At 47.4% G+C, this 22,014-nt stretch carries 23 protein-coding genes, 1 tRNA gene, 1 other RNA gene and 1 pseudogene; 11 read left to right on the top strand and 15 right to left on the bottom strand.

The window, feature by feature from the left end; all coding sequences use genetic code 11:
* The 8 genes and pseudogenes from ACIDF8_RS14380 to cheZ all read left to right on the top strand — a co-directional run.
* Window positions 1-366 (top strand): annotated as a pseudogene (locus ACIDF8_RS14380) (chemotaxis protein); the annotation flags it as partial.
* A 275-nt stretch (window positions 367-641) separates the two neighbouring features.
* On the top strand, window positions 642-2,771 hold the full coding sequence (locus ACIDF8_RS14375) for a methyl-accepting chemotaxis protein (protein ID WP_412011301.1): 2,130 nt from the start codon (window positions 642-644) through the stop codon (window positions 2,769-2,771).
* A 56-nt stretch (window positions 2,772-2,827) separates the two neighbouring features.
* Window positions 2,828-3,535, top strand: coding sequence for a formaldehyde-activating enzyme (gene fae, locus ACIDF8_RS14370; protein WP_412011300.1), 708 nt, complete (start codon window positions 2,828-2,830; stop codon window positions 3,533-3,535).
* A 42-nt stretch (window positions 3,536-3,577) separates the two neighbouring features.
* Window positions 3,578-4,477, top strand: coding sequence for a CheR family methyltransferase (locus ACIDF8_RS14365; RefSeq protein ID WP_412011299.1), 900 nt, complete (start codon window positions 3,578-3,580; stop codon window positions 4,475-4,477).
* The gene (cheD, locus tag ACIDF8_RS14360) at window positions 4,474-5,082 is read left to right on the top strand and encodes a chemoreceptor glutamine deamidase CheD (protein ID WP_124551641.1); all 609 of its coding nucleotides are present in this window, start codon (window positions 4,474-4,476) and stop codon (window positions 5,080-5,082) included. Before ACIDF8_RS14365 ends, cheD begins: the two co-directional genes overlap by 4 nt.
* A gap of 26 nt (window positions 5,083-5,108) precedes the next feature.
* Window positions 5,109-6,179, top strand: a complete 1,071-nt coding sequence (locus tag ACIDF8_RS14355) for a protein-glutamate methylesterase/protein-glutamine glutaminase (protein ID WP_412011298.1) — start codon at window positions 5,109-5,111, stop codon at window positions 6,177-6,179.
* Window positions 6,180-6,291: 112 nt separating this feature from the next.
* Window positions 6,292-6,690 carry a chemotaxis response regulator CheY gene (gene cheY, locus ACIDF8_RS14350; protein ID WP_412011297.1) on the top strand — a complete coding sequence of 133 codons (399 nt, stop codon included), beginning with the start codon at window positions 6,292-6,294 and terminating at the stop codon, window positions 6,688-6,690.
* 2 nt (window positions 6,691-6,692) lie between these two features.
* Complete coding sequence (gene cheZ / locus ACIDF8_RS14345) at window positions 6,693-7,373, top strand: protein phosphatase CheZ (protein WP_412011296.1); 681 nt, start codon at window positions 6,693-6,695, stop codon at window positions 7,371-7,373.
* 56 nt (window positions 7,374-7,429) lie between these two features.
* Here the strand turns inward: cheZ and ACIDF8_RS14340 are convergent, their stop codons facing one another.
* Together ACIDF8_RS14340 and ACIDF8_RS14335 are read right to left on the bottom strand one after the other, a co-directional pair.
* Window positions 7,430-7,807, bottom strand: coding sequence for a DUF779 domain-containing protein (locus ACIDF8_RS14340; RefSeq protein ID WP_412011295.1), 378 nt, complete (start codon window positions 7,805-7,807; stop codon window positions 7,430-7,432).
* A gap of 102 nt (window positions 7,808-7,909) precedes the next feature.
* The gene (locus ACIDF8_RS14335; RefSeq protein ID WP_412011294.1) at window positions 7,910-9,430 is read right to left on the bottom strand and encodes an aldehyde dehydrogenase family protein; all 1,521 of its coding nucleotides are present in this window, start codon (window positions 9,428-9,430) and stop codon (window positions 7,910-7,912) included.
* A 323-nt stretch (window positions 9,431-9,753) separates the two neighbouring features.
* On the opposite strand from ACIDF8_RS14335, the gene ACIDF8_RS14330 reads away from it, so the two are divergent.
* Window positions 9,754-9,843, top strand: a tRNA-Ser gene (locus ACIDF8_RS14330).
* Window positions 9,844-10,278: 435 nt separating this feature from the next.
* On the opposite strand, the gene ACIDF8_RS14325 is transcribed toward ACIDF8_RS14330, so the two are convergent.
* The 11 genes from ACIDF8_RS14325 to cmk form a co-directional block, all read right to left on the bottom strand.
* Window positions 10,279-11,256, bottom strand: coding sequence for a hypothetical protein (locus ACIDF8_RS14325; protein WP_412011293.1), 978 nt, complete (start codon window positions 11,254-11,256; stop codon window positions 10,279-10,281).
* 167 nt (window positions 11,257-11,423) lie between these two features.
* On the bottom strand, window positions 11,424-12,002 hold the full coding sequence (locus ACIDF8_RS14320; RefSeq protein ID WP_412011292.1) for a hypothetical protein: 579 nt from the start codon (window positions 12,000-12,002) through the stop codon (window positions 11,424-11,426).
* 31 nt (window positions 12,003-12,033) lie between these two features.
* The gene (locus ACIDF8_RS14315; RefSeq protein WP_412011291.1) at window positions 12,034-12,678 is read right to left on the bottom strand and encodes an ankyrin repeat domain-containing protein; all 645 of its coding nucleotides are present in this window, start codon (window positions 12,676-12,678) and stop codon (window positions 12,034-12,036) included.
* Between the two features lie 2 nt (window positions 12,679-12,680).
* Window positions 12,681-13,001, bottom strand: coding sequence for a hypothetical protein (locus ACIDF8_RS14310; protein WP_412011290.1), 321 nt, complete (start codon window positions 12,999-13,001; stop codon window positions 12,681-12,683).
* Between the two features lie 51 nt (window positions 13,002-13,052).
* Complete coding sequence (locus tag ACIDF8_RS14305) at window positions 13,053-13,535, bottom strand: tyrosine-type recombinase/integrase (protein WP_412011303.1); 483 nt, start codon at window positions 13,533-13,535, stop codon at window positions 13,053-13,055.
* A 285-nt stretch (window positions 13,536-13,820) separates the two neighbouring features.
* Window positions 13,821-14,132: a ComEA family DNA-binding protein gene (locus tag ACIDF8_RS14300; RefSeq protein ID WP_412011289.1), complete on the bottom strand. Its 312-nt coding sequence runs from the start codon at window positions 14,130-14,132 to the stop codon at window positions 13,821-13,823.
* Between the two features lie 110 nt (window positions 14,133-14,242).
* Complete coding sequence (gene pyrF, locus ACIDF8_RS14295) at window positions 14,243-14,938, bottom strand: orotidine-5'-phosphate decarboxylase (protein WP_412011288.1); 696 nt, start codon at window positions 14,936-14,938, stop codon at window positions 14,243-14,245.
* Between the two features lie 51 nt (window positions 14,939-14,989).
* Window positions 14,990-16,222 carry a lipopolysaccharide assembly protein LapB gene (lapB, locus tag ACIDF8_RS14290; RefSeq protein WP_412011287.1) on the bottom strand — a complete coding sequence of 411 codons (1,233 nt, stop codon included), beginning with the start codon at window positions 16,220-16,222 and terminating at the stop codon, window positions 14,990-14,992.
* A 131-nt stretch (window positions 16,223-16,353) separates the two neighbouring features.
* Window positions 16,354-16,641 (bottom strand): integration host factor subunit beta, encoded by a 288-nt coding sequence (locus ACIDF8_RS14285; RefSeq protein WP_018985241.1) that lies wholly within the window; start codon window positions 16,639-16,641, stop codon window positions 16,354-16,356.
* A 14-nt stretch (window positions 16,642-16,655) separates the two neighbouring features.
* Window positions 16,656-18,152, bottom strand: a complete 1,497-nt coding sequence (gene rpsA, locus ACIDF8_RS14280; RefSeq protein WP_412011286.1) for a 30S ribosomal protein S1 — start codon at window positions 18,150-18,152, stop codon at window positions 16,656-16,658.
* 185 nt (window positions 18,153-18,337) lie between these two features.
* Window positions 18,338-19,003: a (d)CMP kinase gene (gene cmk, locus ACIDF8_RS14275; protein ID WP_412011285.1), complete on the bottom strand. Its 666-nt coding sequence runs from the start codon at window positions 19,001-19,003 to the stop codon at window positions 18,338-18,340.
* 94 nt (window positions 19,004-19,097) lie between these two features.
* Between cmk and ACIDF8_RS14270 the strand changes: the two genes are divergently transcribed.
* The gene (locus ACIDF8_RS14270) at window positions 19,098-19,325 is read left to right on the top strand and encodes a DUF2061 domain-containing protein (protein ID WP_412011284.1); all 228 of its coding nucleotides are present in this window, start codon (window positions 19,098-19,100) and stop codon (window positions 19,323-19,325) included.
* A gap of 3 nt (window positions 19,326-19,328) precedes the next feature.
* Here ACIDF8_RS14270 and aroA read toward each other — a convergent pair whose 3' ends face one another.
* Window positions 19,329-20,630, bottom strand: coding sequence for a 3-phosphoshikimate 1-carboxyvinyltransferase (gene aroA / locus ACIDF8_RS14265; RefSeq protein ID WP_412011283.1), 1,302 nt, complete (start codon window positions 20,628-20,630; stop codon window positions 19,329-19,331).
* 13 nt (window positions 20,631-20,643) lie between these two features.
* Complete coding sequence (locus ACIDF8_RS14260) at window positions 20,644-21,534, bottom strand: prephenate dehydrogenase (RefSeq protein WP_412011282.1); 891 nt, start codon at window positions 21,532-21,534, stop codon at window positions 20,644-20,646.
* Between the two features lie 61 nt (window positions 21,535-21,595).
* On the opposite strand from ACIDF8_RS14260, the gene ssrA reads away from it, so the two are divergent.
* Window positions 21,596-21,960, top strand: a transfer-messenger RNA (tmRNA) gene (gene ssrA, locus ACIDF8_RS14255).
* The last annotated feature ends 54 nt before the right edge of the window (window positions 21,961-22,014 follow it).

The following is a 22,014-nucleotide window of genomic DNA, read 5'->3' as shown; positions in this document are numbered from 1 at the left end:
ATTTCAGCGGCTTCTACTGAACAGACCACTGGCATTGATCAGGTGAACCAGGCGGTGACCAGCATGGATGAAACCACGCAACAGAACGCGGCCTTGGTTGAAGAAGCCGCCGCTGCGGCGGAATCCCTGGTTGATCAGGCCAACCAGCTGACTGAGGCGATTAGTCAGTTCAAGTTGGACGGGATGGCCAGTGGCGCTCACTCAGTCAAGCACAAACAACCATCACGCCCCGGAAATGGCCGTGCCCAGGCACAGGTGAACCATCGTCCAGCGTCCGGCGCTGGCAGCTGGTCACACGCCAATACCCCGCGCTTTGATCTGCCACTCAAAACGGGCACCCATGATCATGGCTGGGAGACCTTTTAATTTAAGACGATAGTGTATCAGTGGCAATGGCGGTCTCAGCTGTCTATTGCCACTGGCTACGCGATCAGTACGCACCAGCGATGCCCCAAGTCCATCCACGGCAACTAATTAGGGCGATATTCATTTCTTTAGGGCTGCAATTACCGCAAAAGAACCAAGTTTCCCCTTTTTACATGCAATTCAAATCAGGCTTGCATGCTTAATAATCGCTGACATAGGTCGATAAATAGACCAAACAATAAATATTATGGATTTGGATAAAAGGAGTGAAACGCATGTTCACTGACCAATGGGGTGCGCTTGCTGGAACAATTTCCCGTACTAAACTTTTATTGCAACTGACAGTGATGCTGGGTGCATTGGGATTAAGTCTGTTGGCACCACTGGGATTGAATACCGGATCAGGCATGGGCTATGTCCTGCATGCCGGCTTGACACTATTTGCCATGGTGATGGCCTGCGCGCTGATCACTACCGTCAAACGGACCGTTGGCGGCGAGCCGCAGCAAGCGCTCGCAGCAGCACAATCATTGGCTAAAGGCGACTTTTCTGTCTCCGAGTCTAATAACCCAGACTCTTTGATTGGTGCTGTGAATCAATCAAAAGCCAGCCTGGCGCACTTCAAGCAGCAAGTAGCCGCCTTGGAGGCAGCACACGCCAAAGGAAACGTGCAAGCAGAGCTCGAAGTGCATGCATTTGCCGGTGAGCTGGGTCAGGTCGCTACAAGCGTCAACCATCTTTTGAATATGCATGCCGCAAGCATGGAGAAAGCCGGACGCGCAATCGCTGCATTGGGCCGTGGTGAACTCAATGTGCAACTTGAACCGTTGCCAGAGCACTTGCATGCCTTTAATCAAGGCTTTGATCACTTGAAGTCTAACGTGCAGACATTAACGCAAGCGCTGACTGTCATGTCTAAAAATCATGCTGAAGGTGAAACCGATGCTCGTTTGGATAGTGCGCAGTTTAATGGCGACTTTAAGGTTGTGGCCGAGGTTGTGAATCGGATGGTAGATGGTTATGTGGGTGAAACAGAGCGCTTTATTGCCGTGATGGACAGCATAGGCCGGGGTGACTTGACTGCCCAACTGGAAACTATGCCAGGTAAAAAAGCCGCCATGAACAAGAGCGTTGACCGTATTCGTGGCAACCTGAAAGGCATTGTGGATTCTGTGAACTGGGTCAATGCCGAGCATGAAAAAGGCAATATTGATATGACCTTGCGTGCAGACATGTTCAGAGGCCAGTTCTCATTATTGGCTGAAAGTATTAACAATATTGTGGCCGGCCACATTGAATTGAATCAAAAAGCCATGGCCTGTGTTCAAGCCTTTGGTGATGGCAACTTCGATGCGCCACTGGAGCAGTTTCCAGGCCTCAAAGCCAACATTAACAAAACAATTGAACAGGTACGTAGCAACCTCAAAGCCTTAAATGCTGACGCCCAAATGCTGGCCGAAGCGGCAAAAGAAGGACGTGTCACCGTACGTGCGAATGCTGACAGACATCCGGGCGATTACCGCAAGATTGTGCAAGGCATGAACAATACACTGGACATGATTGTAGAGCCGGTGTTGACCGTGAAAACAGCAGCCGAGTCTATCAATATTGCCGCCAAAGAGATTGCCCAGGGCAATGCTGACCTGAGCCGCCGGACTGAAGATCAAGCCGCCAACCTGGAAAAAACAGCGTCCAGCATGGATGAGCTGGCTTCGACTGTCAAACAGAATGCCGAAAATGCCAAGCAGGCGAATAACTTAGCTGCACAGGCTTCACAAGTTGCCGTTAAAGGTGGCGAGGTGGTTGGTGCGGTAGTCGCGACCATGAGCGATATCAATGAGAGCGCGCGCAAGATTGAAGACATTATTTCTGTGATTGACGGCATTGCTTTCCAGACCAATATCCTGGCACTGAACGCAGCAGTCGAAGCGGCGCGTGCGGGTGAACAAGGGCGCGGTTTTGCCGTGGTCGCTGCAGAAGTGGGTAGCCTGGCACAACGCTCTTCTGTGGCCGCACGTGAAATTAAAGAATTGATTACCAACTCTGTGAGCAAAACGGCAGAAGGCAGCCGCCAGGTGCAGGAAGCTGGGAACACCATGCACGAAATCGTGGACTCGGTAAAACGGGTCAGTGTGATTATTGGTGAAATTGCCTCGGCTTCAAACGAACAAAGTGCCGGCATTGCGATGGTTAATGATGCGGTCATCCGCATGGATGATGTGACGCAGCAAAATACAGCCCTGGTTGAACAGGCTGCAGCTGCGGCTGAATCCCTGATGGATCATGCCAATGAATTGGCGACCGCAGTAGGTGTGTTTATTGTGGATGGACAGTCAAAAGCGTCCAGCCACCATGCAGGAAATGCGGACTGGGACGATAACTATCGTCAGGTTAGCAACGGTTAGGGCAGGGTAGCGATCGCCCTTTAATAAAGTAGTACTTTTTATATTAGGAGTTAAAAATGGCAGTGATTGATCGAGTATTGATTGGCGAAGGTTTGGTCATCGAAGAGCGTCCAGAAGGTGGTTTGGACTTGAAAAATGTGGCCCACATCGATTTGATTATGGGACCACGCGGTAGCGCTGCAGAAGACGCATTTTGTCGTACGCTCACCGACCAAAAACAAGGCGTAAACGGTTTGTTGGCGATTGCAGCGCCAAACATGATGGTAAAACCAAACACCGTAATGTTTAACAAGGTGACCATCAAAGACGGCCGCCAGGCAACCCAAATGTTTGGCCCGGCTCAACGTGGTGTAGCGATGGCAGTGATGGATTGTGTTGCCGATGGCACCATTCCTCTGGAAGAAGCAGATGATGTATTTATCTGTGTGGGTGTATTCATCGACAGCAAAGCTGACATGGATGACCGTATCCAGGACTGGAACTACCGTGCAACCAAAATGGCGATTAAAGCCGCTGTTGCGCGTGAGCCTAAAGCGGCTGACGTTGTGAAACAGTACAAGGAAGCCTTGCATCCATTTGCTGCACAAACGCCAGAAGCACAAAACCGCCGTGCTGAAGACAAAGCGGCTGCTTTAGCGATTTCGCAAATGCAAGAGCGTAGCAAGTATGCTAAAAACAGCTATGAAACCCAAGTGAAAGATGAGCAGCAAGTTGACTTGGCTATTTCACAAATGAGAGAGCGTATTAACACGACACGCGCTTAATTCAGGCCAGTGTACGCCCACGGATTTGCATAGGATAACGAAGTGAGTGCATTAAAAAAACAAGAGCAAGAAGATCGCGAGTTTTTGTTTACGCGCGATGATTTCGTCAGAATTAAAAGCCTGATTTATCGCCATGCAGGCATTTCATTATCCGATGCAAAGACCGATATGGTTTACAGCCGAATCGGTAGGCGGTTGCGCGCGCTGGACATGAATAGTTTCAAACACTATCTGGACACGCTAGAGCAACAAAACAACGCTGATGAGTGGCAGGCATTTACCAATGCCCTGACCACCAACCTGACCTCATTTTTTCGGGAAGAACATCATTTCCCGATTTTGGCTGAGCATCTGGTCAAGCTCTCAGCCAACAGGCGAGGCAAACCTTTACGCATCTGGTGTTCTGCAGCATCGACTGGCGAAGAGCCTTATTCGATTGCCATCACCGCTTGCGAGGCTTTCAATAGCCTCAAACCACCTGTGGAAATTATTGCCACGGACATCGACACCAATGTACTGGCTACGGCAAGTGCAGGGGTTTACCCGCTAGACCGGGTCAAGAAAATGGATGAAACACGCGTACGCAAGTTTTTTGAGCGCGGCACCGGCAAGCATGATGGCTTGGTGCGGGTCAAAAAAGCAGTCCGCGAATTAATCAATTTTCATCAACTGAATTTACTGGATGGACAATGGCCATTTCATGATGGCTTTGATGTGATTTTCTGCCGAAATGTCATGATCTATTTTGACAAACCGACCCAAGGCAAAATCATTGATAAATTTGTCACCCTCATGCATGAAGACAGCTTGTTATTGGCTGGTCATTCAGAAAACTTTTTATATGTGTCTGATCACCTGCAGCTGTTAGGAAAAACCGTCTATAAATTAAAAACCAGTGGCGCGGCACGTTCCAGCCTCTTTACGCATCGGAAATCGCTATGAGTGTCATGCAAGAAGAAATTTCTAACACCCTGTATTTTGACAGAACGTTTAATTGCAACGCTGCCAAAATTTCACCAGGGGAGTATTACTATACAGACAAAGACATGTTGATTGTGACTGTGCTGGGCTCTTGTGTTTCAGCCTGTATCCGTGACAGCCGTACAGGCATTGGCGGCATGAATCATTTTATGTTGCCCGAAGGTGGCAGTGCAGATAAAGACAGCCCCATTTCAGAATCCATGCGTTATGGCACGTATGCGATGGAAGTCCTGATCAACCAGCTGTTGCGCAATGGCGCCAAGCGTGAAAACCTGGAAGCCAAAATCTTTGGCGGCGGCAACGTGTTGCGCAGTTTCACCACTAATAACGTGGGAGACCGCAATGCTGCATTTGTCAAAAAATATCTTAAAGAAGAAGGGATTAAAGTGACCGGTGAAGATTTGCTGGATATTTATCCCCGCAAGGTTTATTTCTTTCCCAAAACGGGTAAAGTACTGGTTAAAAAACTGAAACAATTGAACAACTACACCTTGGTCAAACGCGAGCAAGCTTACTCCAGCAAGCTGCAAACCAACGATGTGGGTGGAGATATCGATTTGTTCTAATAATAATTAAAACAAGGGGTTATGCCATGAAAACAAAAGTGCTGGTGATTGACGACTCGGCATTGATACGCAGTTTGTTGAGCGAAATCATTAACGACACCAAGGATCTGGAAGTGGTTGGTACCGCCCCGGACCCACTGGTGGCACGTGAGATGATCAAACAACTTAATCCGGATGTGCTGACGCTGGACGTGGAAATGCCACGGATGGACGGTCTGGATTTTTTAGAAAAACTCATGCGGTTACGCCCGATGCCCGTACTCATGGTCTCCACGCTGACCGAAAAGGGCTCTGAGATCACTTTGCGAGCCCTGGAGTTGGGTGCAACCGACTTTGTCACCAAGCCTAAAATGGGCATTACCCAAGGCATGCAGCAATACGCCGCCGAAATCACGGATAAAATCCGCGTTGCTGCCAGGGCCAAAATTAGCACCCTGCAAAGCATCGCCAAAGCCTCCAACACCCAAGTACAGCAAAGCGCTATCCGCAACCCGTTGATCAGTAGTGAAAAACTATTGATCATTGGCGCCTCTACCGGCGGCACCGAAGCGATTAAATCTTTTTTAATGCAAATGCCGTCAGATTGTCCAGGCATTTTGATTACCCAACACATGCCTGCGGGCTTTACCAAATCGTTTGCAAGCCGTTTGGACAGCTTATGTAAAATTGCCGTCAAGGAAGCCGAAGAAGGTGAGCGCGTTTTGCCTGGTCACGCATATATTGCGCCAGGTGACCAGCATCTGTTACTTGCCAGAAGCGGTGCAAACTACGTCACGCGTCTTTCCGACAGTGAGCCGGTGAATAGACATAAACCGTCAGTCGATGTATTGTTTGATTCAGCGGCTGTCAATGCCGGTAAAAACGCAGTGGGGATTATCCTCACCGGCATGGGTAAAGATGGCGCGGCTGGCATGCTACGCATGAAAAATGCAGGTTCTTATAACTTTGCCCAAAATGAAGAAAGCTGTGTCGTTTATGGCATGCCGCGAGAGGCAGTCGCCCATGGCGGTGTGCACGAAGTCGGGCATTTAAAAGACCTGCCACGCATGGTCTTGCAACATCTGGCTGCCAATAGTGAACGTGCCATTCGTGTTTAACACACTGTGGAATAAACCGGTAAATCCCAGCTTTATCCTGATTAGCATTGACCATGGTTCGTTCCATAATACAGGCTACGGGATTAGTAATTAAATGATAGCGGAGTAACAAATGGGCAACCCAAATACTAAATTTCTGGTAGTGGATGATTTTTCTACGATGCGTAGAATTGTGCGCAACCTGCTTAAAGAACTTGGTTATAACAACGTTGAAGAGGCAGAAGATGGCGCAGATGCCCTCAACAAGTTGCGCAATGGTGACTTTGAGTTTGTGGTTTCTGACTGGAACATGCCTAACATGGACGGCTTAACCATGTTGCAGAACATCCGCGCGGATAGCAAATTATCCAAATTACCGGTGTTAATGGTGACCGCAGAGGCTAAAAAAGAAAACATTATTGCAGCCGCCCAGGCCAAAGCCAACGGCTATGTGGTGAAGCCTTTTACTGCTGCGACCCTTGAAGAGAAATTATCCAAAATCTTTGAAAAATTGGAAAAAGGCGAGGTGTAACCATGACCGAAGCTATCAATCCTAATCAGGATCATGCCGCGGTGGAGATTGCCTCTGCCATGATTTCCTCCATGAGCCCCAATCAGCAAGAGGAAATGATCAGCCGGATTGGGCACATGACCCGTTCTTTGCACGATAACTTAAGTGCGCTGGGCTACGACAAAGTGCTGGAGCAAGTCGCGCAGGAAATACCCGATGCACGCGATCGCCTCAGCTACGTCGCCAGGATGACAGAGCAGGCTGCTGAGCGCGTATTAAATGCGACTGACCTGGCAACTCCATTGCAATCTGAGCTTGCTGACCGCGCTGCTGTGTTGAAACAGCGCTGGGAAGAAATTATGCAACGTGCAGCACTCAAATCTGAATATGATGTGGTTGTGCGTGAAACACTGGACTATATGTCGCTGGTCAATCAGCATACGTCGACCACCAAGTCTTTGCTGATGGATATCATGATGGCGCAAGACTTCCAGGATTTGACTGGCCAAGTGATTAAAAAAGTGACTTCACTGGCTCAGGATCTAGAGCGGCAGCTGGTGCAGGTATTGGTAGACTTTTCCCCTTCAGCTAAAAAAGACGAAGACTCACTGATGAATGGCCCGCAAATTGATCCACATAATACCGTGGACGTGGTCGCCAACCAGGAGCAGGTGGATGACCTGCTGGAGAGTCTGGGCTTCTAATGTAACCATTCGAAAAAAGGCATCTGCGGATGCCTTTTTTATTTGGCTTTCTTTATTTAAAGTCCAACGCGCTCTTCTGGTTTGAGTGTCGCCAGCTCTTCATCAGAATATAAACGCCCGCGCGTGATAAAAGCCATGCCACTACCGCAATCGAGTGAAAAAGAGCCACTTGAGCCAGGCATGGCATCCAAAATAGTATGCGTGCTGTGCATAAAACTGAAGTGGCTGTCGCTCATGTAAAAAATAGCCCCGCCAGGTAACGTCCCCAACTTCACATCCATCGGGCTGGCTTTATATTCAGCTACAGGCAGGCACATCGGTCCGCTGCCCTCACAACAGCCGCCAGATTGAAAAAATACAATCGGGCCATGCTGGGCTGTTAATTGCTCAATCAGTGCAATCGCCGCTGGCGTTGCAGAAACACGTTCAGTCATACGCTTCCCCTGTCTATGTTGTTCTGATGATAGATGAAAAAAGGAGCGAAAAATTCGCTCCTTTAGATCAAACAAATACTTATTTAAAATGCCCTTTGAGATTTAGAAGAATCCCAGTTTTTTCGGGTTGTAGCTGACCAGTAAGTTTTTGGTTTGCTGGTAGTGATCCAGCATCATTTTATGGGTTTCGCGGCCGATACCGGACTCTTTGTAGCCACCAAATGCCGCATGCGCAGGATAAGCATGGTAGCAGTTGGTCCATACGCGCCCAGCTTTAATGCCACGGCCCATACGGTAGGCACGGCTGCCATCACGTGACCAAACACCTGAACCCAACCCAAAGATCGTGTCGTTAGCGATGCTCAGCGCTTCGGCTTCATCTTTAAATGTGGTCACGGCCAGCACAGGCCCAAAAATTTCTTCCTGGAAAATACGCATTTTGTTGTGGCCTTTGAACAGCGTAGGCTTGATGTAGTAGCCTTCAGCCAGATCACCACTCAATACATTACGCTCGCCACCACACAGCAATTGCGCGCCTTCCTGACGGCCAATATCCATATAAGACAGGATCTTGTTAACCTGGTCTTGGGAGGCTTGAGCACCAATCATGGTATTAGGGTCGAGCGGGTTACCTTGTTTGATGGCGGCAACGCGTGGCAATACGCGCTCCATAAATTTGTCGTAAATGGATTCCTGAATTAACGCACGGGAAGGGCAGGTACAGACCTCGCCCTGGTTAAATGCAAATAGCACCAAGCCTTCGACCGCTTTATCCAGGAAGTCATCGTCGGCAGACATAATATCTTTAAAGAAGATGTTGGGGGATTTACCACCCAATTCGAGTGTGGCTGGAATCAGGTTGCTTGCCGCTGCCTGGGCAATATAACGACCCGTTGCTGTAGAGCCGGTAAAAGCAATTTTGGCAATACGCTTGCTGGTGGAGAGTGGCGCACCCACTTCACGGCCAAAACCGTTAACAACGTTAATCACGCCTGGAGGAATCAAGTCAGCGATAACTTCCAGCAGGATCAGCAAGCTAACTGGTGTGAACTCTGCAGGCTTCATCACGACCACGTTACCAGCCGCCACCGCAGGCGCCAGTTTCCAGGCAGCCATGAGAATAGGGAAGTTCCATGGAATAATCTGGCCGACCACGCCTAGTGGCTCGTGAAAATGATAGGCAACGGTATGTTCATCCAATTCGCTGATGCTGCCTTCTTGCGCACGTAACGCCCCGGCAAAATAGCGGAAATGGTCTGCCGCTAATGGAATGTCTGCATTCATCGTTTCACGGATAGGTTTACCGTTATCAACAGTTTCCGCGGTCGCAATGAGTTCAAGATTCTGCTCGATACGGTCCGCAATTTTCAGCAACAGATTAGAGCGCTCAACCACAGAAGTTTTGCCCCATTTATCGGCCGCTGCATGCGCTGCATCCAAGGCTAACTCTACATCCTCTGCACTCGAGCGCGCAGCTTGTGTGTAAGGCTTGCCGGTAATGGGGGAGATGACATCAAAATATTCGCCTTTGACCGGTGCAACCCATTTTCCACCGATAAAGTTATCGTATTTGGCTTTATAGGGGACTTTAACACCCATGGCCTTGAGAAGATCCAAACTCATAGTAACTCCTGTGTTTTTTCTATTAATATCGTAGCAGAACTGCTCTCCAAACCGCATACATCAAATCGCAACAAGATATCGCGATAAACAAACGATAACACCTTATTTTATAAGGCTTAGCCGCATGTTTGTGTGCTAAACATTAAACCTTAAAAATGACAAAAGCAAGCCTTTTAGCCAACTTTATACTGTTTTATAAGATAGCAGACTGTGAATCAGAACGCCGCCGCAAAGACGTAAGTGACGTTAAATTAAGCTTGGAATAAATGCCGCAAAATGATTTGGCGTCTTCCACTTTTATGGGTATAATCCCGCCTTCTTTCGGAGAGATGGATGAGCGGTTTAAGTCACCACCCTGGAAAGGTGGCATAGGGGCAACTCTATCGAGGGTTCGAATCCCTCTCTCTCCGCCAGCAGTAAAATAAGGCCTGTTTTCTGTTACTAATTAATAAGTTACGGATAACAGGTTTTTTATTTTTACCTTGCGCTTTTACCTTACGTTTGCGTGATGTTCCTAGCTCGTTGATATACATTTCAACATATATAAGGAATAAACAATGCAACGCTTAGCATCAACCGTCAACACATTGACAACACCTTTTGCTCATCGTATGCCTTTGAGGCTGTAGACTCATCCGGCTTAATCGAGACATGGAGAGAGGGCGGGGCGCTTGGAGTGAAACTTAAGGTAATCCTGAATTAAGTAACATAGATATGTATACCCTTTTGATTTGATCAACTATTCAGAAAAATTGGTAGCGAGAGAGTTACTTAAAGAGGGTGTCCATAACTGACCACTTTCTGACAGTGGTTCTCTGATTGCCTTAATTCAATACAAAACAGGTCGGTTACTGGAGTAACCACGCAAAGCGTCTCAATGTTGAAAGATTTTCTGAGTCGTAAGTACTCCAATCCAAGCAAAGGCGGCCCTGTTGGTCATGAAAGTCTGTAACTCCTAGAATCGCTTCGTGAATCATCTCAACTTCGGCAGGTGTCTTGTCTAGTGTAGAAGCAACAACTTTGTAAGGCAAAGAATTGAAATGCCCTGAATGAATCAACTCTCTAAATCCGAGACGTTGAACGTTTAGTGGGTCAAATCCAAAACCTAAGAAGCAGACGTTATGTGCCCATCGAAAAGCATCCTTAGCTTTATTGAATATTGCGTCATCATCCCTTGCTTCAGGTATCACTCTTAATGTCGAGGCCGCAGCTTGAATTGAATGCATATTCCAATGGTTACTGTATGCTCTTGTGTTCATTGGAAAGTCATCAGTCATACCGTATACACCTAGGGAGCCATATACATGTTGAATCTCAAAGTAGCTCAGGGCTTCAATGGCTTCCTCTTCGCTCACATTAAATGTATTGATTATTGCGCCGTGTAAGTACACCTCTAATGAACGGTCATAATTAAAGGTGAAAATTTGAATGTTGTTTTTTTTCAGTTGTTTGAGTGAGTGCGCGTTACTGATTAAGCAATTCCAAAGAGCGAAATACCAATCATCTTGTATATTTAGATTAAATATTTCCTTATCTTCTTTAGGTACTAACAGCGATGCAATGAAGAGTTTGCCTATTCTTGAAAACTCCGGCCTTCTGCTTAGAAAGGAGTCTATTGAAGCTGTTCTGGAAAGTTTAAAAGACTCTGCGAAATCGATGAACTCAGGCCAACTAACTCCGAAATATTTCTCTAAAGCAAGTGCCAATGGGGGTTCAGAGCCAACCGCAGCCTCACATATTTGCCTTCTCAAAGCCGCACCTGAAGGAAACCCATAAGGGATGCTTGCCCCAGCCCCAAGGATGAACAATGTAGGTTTAGTTATCATGTCTTGTCTTCTTATATGTAACGACAATTACAGGGATTACTAGCAGTCTGGCGCATGGTTGGGGAAAATGGAAGGGCGATGAGTCAAGCCACACCTCGAGACCGCCACGGGGGGTATTTCGCGCTCCTTAAACTATCAATATCCCCACGAAAATTTGTGGTGAAATTTCACCGCTCTGGTAAGTCCTCAAGACACTCATTAGAAACTCTAACAAGCTTCTCGCCTTTTAAACGAAAAGTTTCTACATCAAAGCACCCTTTAAAGCCATCCGTAGAGTAGTTTTGCCTGTAAGTTTCCTTGTATTTCTTTCCACTCCATGTCCAGATTGACTTATAGCCATGTGAGGCAGCTCCTCCATAGTCCTTTATTTGCGGATACCCATTAGCTTTTGTATTTAGTATTGCCATTACTCCAGTGGCAGGAGCGCTCCAAATCAGGCTGGTTTTCTTGCCCTTTATTTGAAACATCCACATAGGGCAATAATAAACACCACACAAGCACATAGTTGCTGGCTTTACCAAGTAAGCCTTTGAAGATTTATTCAAACTGACTATCTGAGCCTCAAGCATGTCTTCAGGCTTTAAATCCTCGCAAAATGCCATGTCTTCACTAATCTCTTTATTTAGATGTGAAGTAATGGAAGCTGGAATCTTAACAGGCTTTGTAAAGCGTTCTTCGATACTGAAGTCTTCAAAGGCCATCAGCTCTGAAGAGAATAAAAGTACGAGCAAGGCAATTATTTTCATTAAAATATTCTAAATAAGCTTCAATGTGCTTCTATACAAACTTGTAACCGTTCTGCCTGTACTCACTTAGATACTTAAAAGCTTTCTTCATACCTTCATGTGCTGCAAGTTCCTCCGCTGTGAATCCCTTTGCCCAAGGCAGGCCGGATGGAAGGCTGGGGTTTGCTCCATTCTGCAAAAGTATCTCGATAGACTGGATATTATTAGTTCTGGCGGCCAGCATAAGGGGAGTCTGAACTGCATTTGGAACTCCATCAACGCAGGCACCTCTATCAATTAAGGCCTGAATGACTTCAGTGGAGCAGCTCTTACCTATGAAGTTTGCTACAGCACAGTTTAGAGCAGTTTTTTCATCGCTTTGTCTGATATATGTTACGTCAGCACCTGCTTCAATAAGCTTCAAAGCAATGGCGCTACCTTTCACTCCCCCAGAAGAGCATGCATTCATGAGAGGCGTGTACTCATTTTCATTAATTACATTTAAATCGGCTTTATTCTCTATCAAGAAATCTACAAGCTTTGGCATTAAAAGGTAACTAGCGTAATGCAAGGCAGTGTCGCTATCACTGTTTAATATACTGTTAATGTTAACCCCTTCTGAAAGCAGTCTTTTAATTTCTTTGACTTGGTTTCTGATAACAGCATCTTTAAATGCCAAGTTGATTAATTCAGTCATGTTTATGAACCTATAGCTCTTAGATAGCCGCCTGTGCCATCTGGGGTCAGAATAGGGAAGAAGTTCTTTGTCTGCCCACAGACATCAGCAACCCACTTTTCTGAAATTACACCTTTAACCTTTGTTTCATTCGGCAGGACTTCAATCACTCGGGGATTGTTGCAGTGATACTCCTCAGCGACTTGTCGAAGCCAACTTTGGTAAGTTGCCTCAAGCAACTCCTGGGGCTTAATACTTGAATTTGGGACTGGAGGAGTTGAGCCAGTGGTCGCACACCCTGTTAGAAGCAAACCAATGCATACAGTTGTAATAGTATTTTTCATAATTTTCTTTATTGTTGTTGATTGTGAGATTTGCTTACAAAAATAATTCTACTATGCCAAATCAGGCAACGGATAAACCAGATTCTCTATATCCTGCTTAAGCACACTCACACTCACAGGCGCAGGCTTGTTGTACACCTTGCCCGTGGTACCATATTTTTCATGGCCGACAATATCCTGTATGTGTGTTGTCTGCCCCCCAGCATCATCCAAGAAGGTAATAAGAGAGTGTCTAAAGCTGTGGGTGGATTTATCTCTATTGAAGCCCAAGCCCGTCTTAAGCGTCCCGAATCGCTTACCTATAGCATTAGACCTGTCGCCGTACTTATTGAAGGTCAGGCCAGACAGCAAGTAACCATCCTTAGAGTTTTCCTTAAGACGCTTCACTACAGGTTCAATCTTACTGTGGATAGGGATAGACCTTATCCCAGCTTTAGTTTTTGCATCTGTAATGTTAAAGGCGCTGTCGGTAACATCCTCAACCTTCAGACTGCATATCTCTTCAATGCGTGCTCCAGTGTAAGCCGCAAGGATATAAGGTCTACAAGGTCTTGCTTGCCTTTGAGTTTGGCCTTATTCCATAGAAGTAATACTTCCTCTTTAGTCCAAGCGTCTCTTGAGTCGGCTTTATCTTTCTTCTTGCGCTTATGTGAGAGGATGTCTCGGAATGGCTCAAGGTCAGCTATAGACTCCTCATACGGTTGTATATATATTTCCAATAGTTACGGCAGTCGCTTATGTATCTGTTGAAGCCTTTACTCCTATCTCCGCCAAATAAAAAAAGCACCCAATAGGGTGCTTTTTGTTTAATTTAGATAGTTATTTCTTTTTCTCTGCTACTTTTTCGGTTTTATTAGCCTCAGCCGCAATTGCTTTCTTGGCGCCGACGCTTACATCTTTCTTCAGGTTTGCCAAGGTTGCCTGGCCTATGCCTGGCACTTGATCCAGCTCTTCCACTGACTTAAAGCCACCACTCTTTTTTCGATATTCAATGATGGCTTGCGCCTTGGCCGGACCGATACCATTCAGGCTTTCAAGTTCCGCCTGACTTGCCGTATTGATATCTACCACCGCATAAGCTGCCGGCAATAAAAGAAAATACATCAGATACCCCATAAGCGTTTTCATCATATGTCCTCCAGAATCGATAAGTATAAAAAATCAGGCATGTCGCCTGTTTTTAATTCTACTGAGACAAATAGAGATAAGAAGCTTAGGGTCATTAAATTTATTAATAAATGTTAAATATTTTTAATAATTGCATTTAATGCAACAAGCGGATCTGCTACTTGAGTAATCGGTCTGCCAATCACTAGGTAGCTTGCTCCTAGCGCCAGGGCATCTTCGGGCGTAACAATACGGGTTTGATCATCCTTTGCCGAGTCTTTAAGACGAATGCCAGGAGTAACCAGGCAAAACGCATCACCGAGAGCGTTTCTCAACATGCTGGCCTCCTGGGCAGAGCACACCACACCATCTAGTCCAGCCTGCTGCGTTAGCGTGGCTAATGCAAGCACCTGTTCAGGCAAGGAGCGCTGTACTCCAAGGGAGTGCAGCGTTGCAGCATCCATACTGGTTAGTACCGTGACCGCAATTAACAGCGGTGCTTGATCACCAAAGGCTTTATCCAGCCCTTCACGCGCCGCTTGCATCATAGGTTGCCCGCCGCTGGCATGCACATTCACCATCCAAACGCCTAAATTTGCCGCTGCCTGGCAAGCTTTAGCCACCGTATTGGGGATGTCATGGAATTTCAGGTCCAGAAAAACATCATATTGCTTGCTTACCAGTTGCTCTACAAAATTGGGTCCAGCGGCGGTAAAGAGTTCTTTGCCCACCTTTAATTTACACAAACTGGGATCAAGGTGGTCTACCAGGGCAAGGGCCGATTTTGCATCGGCATAATCCAGGGCAACAACTATTTTACTGTCTGTCATAAATAAACGGTCTTATTAAGCAATTTGTGTTTAGGAAGGGGAGTCGCGTACTTATTTACGATTGAGTAACTTGATGTCACGGATGGTCGCTTCTGTCGGCTCTGGCGGGAGTGATTCCCAGGCATTACAAGCAGGGCATTGCCAGTGATATTGTTTAGCGCGGAAACCACATTGGTCGCAATAATAGGCAGCACGGTCACCGATGGCATTGCGAACAGTTTGCTGCATCAGTTGTAAATCATGCTGTTCATCCTGCAACATGGCACGTGCTTGCAGTAATTGATCCAGTGATTTAAGGCTGGGTTTACGGATTAATTCATTGCGGGCAAGTTTTGCAGCTTTATCTGCACCTTCAGCCTGCAGTGTTGCCTCATATAAGACTGACATGATGCTACTCAGCTGATAGAGCTCCAAATAATAATGCAGCTGGCTCAAGCCCTCTTTCAAGCCGCGAGAAACCTTACCACTGTTCTCGCTCTCTTCTTCACCATACAAAGCAGAATAGCTTTTAAGCATTTTTTGCGCGACCAGGCCAAGGTGCTCAGGATGCTGCATTTCTATACGCTTCCAGAACGCGATGGCATCAGAATGATGGCCTTGTTGCGCAGCGATATCCCCCAGCAGGACATTGGCCCGAACGCAGTTTTTATTGGCATCCAGTGCTTGTTCGAGTTGTACTTTTGCCGATGGCCAGTCCTGCGCAATCATGGCACTTGCCGCCAGCTCGCAATAATACTGTGCCACCTCTTTGCGGTAAGACACGCCAGATGAGCGCTCTAGCTCGGTGGCAATGCCGATGGCGAGTGACCATTCGCGCTCTTTAACGTAGATTTCAAGCAAATGGCGCAAAGCTGCTTGTTCATAGCGCGTATGCCGTAGCGTTTGAAAAATCTCTTCTGCGCGATCATACAGGCCTGCTTTAAAGTAATCCTGCGCTAATTCGACTTTGATCGAAGTGGATTGCTGCTCGGTAAGTTCGTAGTTTTCAAGTAGGTTTAAGTGCAAGTGTATCGCGCGGTCGGTTTCTCCAGTTCGACGAAACAAGCTGCCCAAGACAAAGTGCAGCTCAAGCGAATCTTTATTCATGTAGAGCGCTTCACTAAACGCATCCACAGCTTTATGGTATTGGTCAGCAATCAATAGATTGAGGCCTTTGAAATAGGTGGCTGGTAGCGAGGTTGACTCAGCAATCAGTTGCTTAATGTCCACGCGGGCTGCAATCCAGCCCAATGTAAAAAACAGGGGCAAAATCAACAGCCACCAATACTCGAATTCAACCAGCATAAACGCTCTCTTGTTTGTACATATGACATTTTACCCAAGCGCTATTGAATGCGCTATCTATCGCACTCTGACGGGTAAAAAAAAACGGTACCCGAAGATACCGTTTTCTGTTTACTACTGAATCACAAAAATTAAGATTCGATCGCGTCTACGCGGTCACGCAACTCTTTACCAGCCTTAAAGTGCGGGACGTATTTTGCTGGCACCTGTACCTTGGTGCCAGTTTTGGGATTACGACCCAAGCGAGGCGGGCGATAGTTGAGACTAAAGCTGCCAAAGCCGCGTATTTCGATACGCTCACCTGTCGCCAGGTTTTCCGTCATTGCATCCAGGATGGTTTTAACGGATAACTCAGCATCTTTAAGCACTAATTGCGGAAAGCGCTGGGCGAGCAGGTCTATCAGTTCAGATCGTGTCATGATCTAAAGCCTTCTTATTTTTTGCTGTCCAGTTTGGCTTTCAACAAAGCACCTAGGTTAGTGGTCCCTGCAGAAGCTTCGTCGATCATCACGTCGTCAGCTTTTGCTTTCTTGGCTTTTGGTTTGCCGCCTTTGTCTTCACCGATAGGTGCGCTGTTGCCGCTAGGATCTTCAGTCAACTGTTTCACACCCAGGGAGATACGCTCTTTCTCAACATCAATACCCAGGATCACAGCTTGCAGCTCGTCACCTTTTTTGAAGTTGCGGATGGCTTCTTCGCCAGACTGTGTCCATGACAGGTCTGACAAGTGTACCAAACCGTCGATGCCACCTGGCAGGCCGATAAATACACCAAAGTCAGTGATAGACTTGATTTGGCCAGCGACTTTGTCACCTTTAGCGTGTGTTGCTGCGAAATCATCCCATGGGTTTGGTTTGCACTGTTTCATGCCCAAGGACAGACGACGACGGTCTTCGTCGATTTCCAGGATCATGACTTCAACTTCGTCGCCCAATTGAGCGATTTTGCCTGGGTGAATGTTCTTGTTGGTCCAGTCCATTTCAGACACGTGTACCAAACCTTCGATACCTGGCTCGACTTCAACGAACGCGCCGTAGTCAGTCAGGTTAGACACTTTACCGAACAGGCGTGTGCCTACTGGGTAACGGCGGCTCAATGCCACCCATGGGTCGTCGCCCAATTGTTTGATACCCAGAGAAACACGGTTTTTCTCTTGGTCGAATTTCAGGATCTTGGCTTCAACTTCTTCACCAACAGTCAGCACTTCAGATGGGTGCTTCACGCGGCGCCATGCCAAGTCAGTAATGTGCAACAGGCCATCGATACCACCCAGATCCACGAACGCGCCGTAGTCAGTGATGTTTTTAACGATACCTTTGATCACAGCACCTTCAGTCAGGCTGCCCAGCAAGGCTTCACGGTCAGCACCCAGAGTGTCTTCCATGACAGCGCGGCGGGAAACCACGATGTTGTTACGCTTGCGGTCCAGTTTGATCACTTTGAAATCCCACTCTTTGTTTTCGTAAGGAGTGGTGTCTTTTACTGGACGAATGTCTACCAGTGAGCCAGGCAAAAATGCCATGATGCCGCTGACAGAAACGCGCAGACCGCCTTTAACACGGCTGCTTACGAAACCTTTAACAACACGGCCTTCGTTCATGGCTTCTTCCAGATCCAGCCATGCTTGCATTTTCTTCGCTTTTTCACGAGAAAGTTGTGTAGAACCAAAACCATCTTCCAGTTTTTCGATCGCTACTTTAACGAAGTCGCCCACAGCAACTTCGAGCTCGCCTTGGGCGTTTTTGAATTCACTGGCGTTAATCACGCTCTCGGATTTCAAGCCGGCGTTCACGATAACGAAATCATTGTCTACAGATACTACTTCGGCGGTGATTACTTCACCAGCGCGCATTTCCTGGCGGGCCAGGCTTTCTTCGAAGAGGGCTGCAAAAGATTCCATGGAAGAGGATGTATTAGAAATAGAAGCCATTAAAAAATTGTCCAATTTTACTCGCGGGAAGACAGGCATCTCTCAGCGAGCTATTGCCACGCACAGGCGCAAACAATAGAAAAGGTTTAAAAAATATTGCCCAAGCATGACTTGAGCAACCCGAATCCGAGACTATACACAAAAAAATTATTGGCTTCAATGACTTATGTGATTTTTTACGCTGTTTATGTTGCTTTTTTAAATGCTTCGATAATGATATTCACCGCCTGCTCAATATTCTTGTCAGTGGTATCCAGCAAAATAGCATCTGGCAATTGTTTTAATGGAGCCACCGCGCGCTGGCTGTCGCGCAAATCCCGTTGCTGCAAATCGGCCAGAATTAATGCGTAATCAGCGGATTCTCCGCGCTGGATCAGTTGGTCATAGCGGCGCTTGGCGCGTGTTTCGACTGCGGCAGTCAAGAATATCTTTAATCCTGCATCAGGAAAAATAACTGATCCAATATCACGGCCATCCCCCACCAGCCCTGGCGCTTGCCTGAAATTGCGTTGTGTTTGAAACAGGGCCGTGCGTACAGCAGGGTGGACCGCAACTTCAGAAGCTCCTTTACCCATGTTTTCGGTTCGGATATGCGCGCTCACTTGTTCACCATCCAGATAAGCTTCGCCGTGTTCAAATCTGATCTGCATCTGACTGGCAATCTCAGCTAAATGCTCAGCATCCGACCAGGCTACCTTTTGTTGGAAAGCTGCATAAGCCAACAGCCGGTAAATTGCCCCGGAATCCAGATAATGAAATCCAAAATAATTGGCAACACGCTCTGCCACACTGCCTTTCCCTGAGGCGGAAGGGCCATCAATGGCAATCACTGGAGGTAGGAAGTTATCCATAATAAATTTTACTTATCAAATAATTAAAAACAATGAATTGGATTTTGATTTTGGTCTTTTATATCATGGCTTCAATGTTTATAAGGAGCACATCATGATTAAAACCATGTCTTTTGCCATGCTGCATTTCAGCGTTGCGTTTACCATTGCCTATCTTTTCACCGGCAGTATTCTGGTGGGCGGGCTCATGGCACTCATCGAGCCCGCTTGTAATACCGTTGTCTTTTATTTTCATGAGCGCGCCTGGCAACGCCATCAACATGCGCAGGACATGCCTAGCGCAATAGAACCGGACGAGCATGAATGGGCTTATGCAGCTTGAAAATCACTCACGCACAATGCCCGCAAATACCTTAAAGTATTCGGGAAAGGTTTTAGCGACACATTTAGGATCATTTATGGTGATGGGGATGCCAGCCAGGCTGAGTAATGAAAAACACATCGCCATGCGGTGGTCATCATAGGTGTCAATTACGGCATGAGGCGTCAGCTGTTTGGGTGCCGTCACCTGAATATAGTCCGGACCTTCCACAACTGTCGCTCCGACTTTGCGCAGTTCTGTCGCCATTGCGGCAATACGGTCTGTTTCTTTAACGCGCCAACTGGCGATATTTCGTAAGGTTGTGGTGCGGGCTTGATCGGTATCGCCGTTTACAAACATGGCCATCACGGCCAAAGTCATGGCTGCATCGGGAATATGGTTGCAATCAAGGTCAATTGCCCGCAATGCCCCTGTGTTTTCAGCGCGGACATGGTTGTCTCCATAGCTGATACGGCCACCCATCAAGTTGGCTGCTTCGGCAAAACGGATGTCGCCTTGTATGCTTTGCTTGCCAACACCTTGAACAGTCACATCACCGGCGATGATACCCGCTGCAATAAAGTAAGAGGCGCTTGAAGCATCGCCTTCAACATAAATCTCGCCAGGCGATTGGTAATGCAAAGCCGCCGGGAGGTAAAAACGCTGCCAGCCATCGCGCTGCACAGTCACGCCAAAGCGCTGCATCAGATTGAGTGTGATTTCAATATAAGGCTTGGAGATCAGCTCGCCCACTACTTCTATGGTTGCCGCCTGACCGGTGAGTGGTAATGCCATGAGCAACGCTGTTAAAAACTGGCTGGAGACATCACCCCTGATTTTGATGGCTTGGCTAACATCCAATTTTGCCGGAGAAATTTGCAGGGGAGGGTAGCCCGCGTTGCCAAGGTAGGCGACTTGCGCACCTACTTGTTGCAAGGCATCCACTAAATCGCCAATCGGCCGTTCATGCATGCGAGCAACCCCATGCAGATGATAGTGCCCCCCTGAGAATGCCAGCGCAGCCGTTAAGGGCCTGAATGCTGTCCCTGCATTGCCGAGGAATAAATCTGCTTGCTTATTAGGAAAGTCTGCGCCACAGCCGGTAACTTGCCAGGCATTTTCTGAAATATTTTCCAGCTTTACCCCTAGCGCAGTTAATGCTTCCAGCATTCTGGCGGTATCATCCGAGGCAAGTAAATCCCGGATGACCGTGACGCCATCAGACAAAGCAGCGAGCAGTAAAGTGCGGTTGGAAATACTTTTTGAGCCAGGCAAAGTGATCTGGCCTTGAGCATGACGGGCAGCGGATAAGTGCAGTTGTTCCATAAGCGAAAGTGAATTATTGGATTTTGGATTTGGCCCAGTCGTTGCGTGCACGGCTGGCGTGTTCAAACAGATCATGCAATGCCTGACCATTGCCAGCTTCAAGCAATACCGTCATTTCAGCGAGCGCCTGCTGATAACATTTAAGCTCATTCAATAATGCAGCCCGGTTTGCCAATGCAATATCCCGCCACATTTCAGGATGACTGCCGGCGATCCGAGTAAAGTCACGGAAACCACTGGCAGCAAATTTAAATAGCAGCGCTGAATTTTTACGGCTAGCCAAATCTTCTACCAAGGCAAATGCCAGAAGGTGAGGCAAATGGCTCACAGCTGCAAACACGCTGTCATGCTCTGACGCTGTCATGCGCGAGACCACTGCACCACATTGCTGCCACAGCCAGGTAACTTTCTCCACCGCTTTAGCAGAAGTCATTGCATCTGGCGTCAGAATGACGTTTTTGCCCACATATAATTCAGCTAAAGCCGCCGCGGGACCACTTTTTTCAGCCCCGGCAATCGGATGGCCGCCAACAAACTGGTTTACACGGTCACCCAATTCTGCACTTGCATAGCTCATCACATCTGACTTTGTACTGCCTGCATCCGTGATGACAGTGTTATCACTTAAATACGGCAGAATCGCTTTTAGAATGGTAGGGGTCTGCGCAACGGGCGTCGCGATCAATACCAGATCGGCCTCTTTAAGTGCCAGCGAAACGTCTGTTTCTGCACTGTCTATCAACCCTAAATCCAACGCTTCTTGCAGGCTTTGTGCTGAACGACCTACGCCTGTAATGTGCGGGGCATGCGGCTGCTGTTTGAGTGCTAATGCAACTGAGCCACCAATGAGACCAACCCCAAAAATCACAATTTTTTTGAACATCTTTAAATTGTACCATGTCATACCCTTGCACCTTTAAGTTTGGTTCGCCGCCGATTCAGGCGTATAATCCAACAGGTGCATTGGGGCTGACCCGGTTTCGACGTGGGTTGCAAAGCAGTGCAGGGCATACCGAGGATTCAGGTTCCCTCGTAAATCCATCTGAAAAAGTATAGTCGCAAACGACGAAACTTACGCTCTGGCTGCTTAATCCAGCCGGACGCTGCACCGAAGAGCCTCTCGGTCGGGCCGGGTAACCGGCAGCAGCGTCATTTAGAGAGGATCGTGCTTTACCGGGTTGCTTGGTAAGGCATTAAATCTAAGGCAACTCGCTAGTCATCTGCTTGCTCGTTGGTGGCTGCCTGGTTAAACATAAACAACACAGCTAAGTATGTAGAACTGTCTGTGGAGGGCTTGCGGACGGGGGTTCAATTCCCCCCAGCTCCACCACTTTAAGATATCATTTAATTAATTAATGAGCGTAAACAAAAAGCCACCGATTGG

The organism is Methylophilus sp. 3sh_L (assembly GCF_046766015.1).
Taxonomy (GTDB): Bacteria; Pseudomonadota; Gammaproteobacteria; order Burkholderiales; family Methylophilaceae; genus Methylophilus.
This window is presented reverse-complemented; position numbering and strand designations above follow the sequence as displayed.

Excerpts from the sequence above, each read along its gene's own strand:
- ACIDF8_RS14375 (WP_412011301.1), top strand. The coding sequence starts at position 642 with ATGTTCACTGACCAATGGGGTGCGCTTGCTGGAACAATTTCCCGTACT.
- fae (WP_412011300.1), top strand. The coding sequence starts at position 2,828 with ATGGCAGTGATTGATCGAGTATTGATTGGCGAAGGTTTGGTCATCGAA.
- cheD (WP_124551641.1), top strand. The coding sequence starts at position 4,474 with ATGAGTGTCATGCAAGAAGAAATTTCTAACACCCTGTATTTTGACAGA.
- ACIDF8_RS14355 (WP_412011298.1), top strand. The coding sequence starts at position 5,109 with ATGAAAACAAAAGTGCTGGTGATTGACGACTCGGCATTGATACGCAGT.
- cheY (WP_412011297.1), top strand. The coding sequence starts at position 6,292 with ATGGGCAACCCAAATACTAAATTTCTGGTAGTGGATGATTTTTCTACG.
- cheZ (WP_412011296.1), top strand. The coding sequence starts at position 6,693 with ATGACCGAAGCTATCAATCCTAATCAGGATCATGCCGCGGTGGAGATT.
- ACIDF8_RS14340 (WP_412011295.1), bottom strand. The coding sequence starts at position 7,807 with ATGACTGAACGTGTTTCTGCAACGCCAGCGGCGATTGCACTGATTGAG.
- ACIDF8_RS14335 (WP_412011294.1), bottom strand. The coding sequence starts at position 9,430 with ATGAGTTTGGATCTTCTCAAGGCCATGGGTGTTAAAGTCCCCTATAAA.
- ACIDF8_RS14325 (WP_412011293.1), bottom strand. The coding sequence starts at position 11,256 with ATGATAACTAAACCTACATTGTTCATCCTTGGGGCTGGGGCAAGCATC.
- ACIDF8_RS14320 (WP_412011292.1), bottom strand. The coding sequence starts at position 12,002 with ATGAAAATAATTGCCTTGCTCGTACTTTTATTCTCTTCAGAGCTGATG.
- ACIDF8_RS14315 (WP_412011291.1), bottom strand. The coding sequence starts at position 12,678 with ATGACTGAATTAATCAACTTGGCATTTAAAGATGCTGTTATCAGAAAC.
- ACIDF8_RS14310 (WP_412011290.1), bottom strand. The coding sequence starts at position 13,001 with ATGAAAAATACTATTACAACTGTATGCATTGGTTTGCTTCTAACAGGG.
- ACIDF8_RS14300 (WP_412011289.1), bottom strand. The coding sequence starts at position 14,132 with ATGATGAAAACGCTTATGGGGTATCTGATGTATTTTCTTTTATTGCCG.
- pyrF (WP_412011288.1), bottom strand. The coding sequence starts at position 14,938 with ATGACAGACAGTAAAATAGTTGTTGCCCTGGATTATGCCGATGCAAAA.
- lapB (WP_412011287.1), bottom strand. The coding sequence starts at position 16,222 with ATGCTGGTTGAATTCGAGTATTGGTGGCTGTTGATTTTGCCCCTGTTT.
- ACIDF8_RS14285 (WP_018985241.1), bottom strand. The coding sequence starts at position 16,641 with ATGACACGATCTGAACTGATAGACCTGCTCGCCCAGCGCTTTCCGCAA.
- rpsA (WP_412011286.1), bottom strand. The coding sequence starts at position 18,152 with ATGGCTTCTATTTCTAATACATCCTCTTCCATGGAATCTTTTGCAGCC.
- cmk (WP_412011285.1), bottom strand. The coding sequence starts at position 19,003 with ATGGATAACTTCCTACCTCCAGTGATTGCCATTGATGGCCCTTCCGCC.
- ACIDF8_RS14270 (WP_412011284.1), top strand. The coding sequence starts at position 19,098 with ATGATTAAAACCATGTCTTTTGCCATGCTGCATTTCAGCGTTGCGTTT.
- aroA (WP_412011283.1), bottom strand. The coding sequence starts at position 20,630 with ATGGAACAACTGCACTTATCCGCTGCCCGTCATGCTCAAGGCCAGATC.
- ACIDF8_RS14260 (WP_412011282.1), bottom strand. The coding sequence starts at position 21,534 with ATGACATGGTACAATTTAAAGATGTTCAAAAAAATTGTGATTTTTGGG.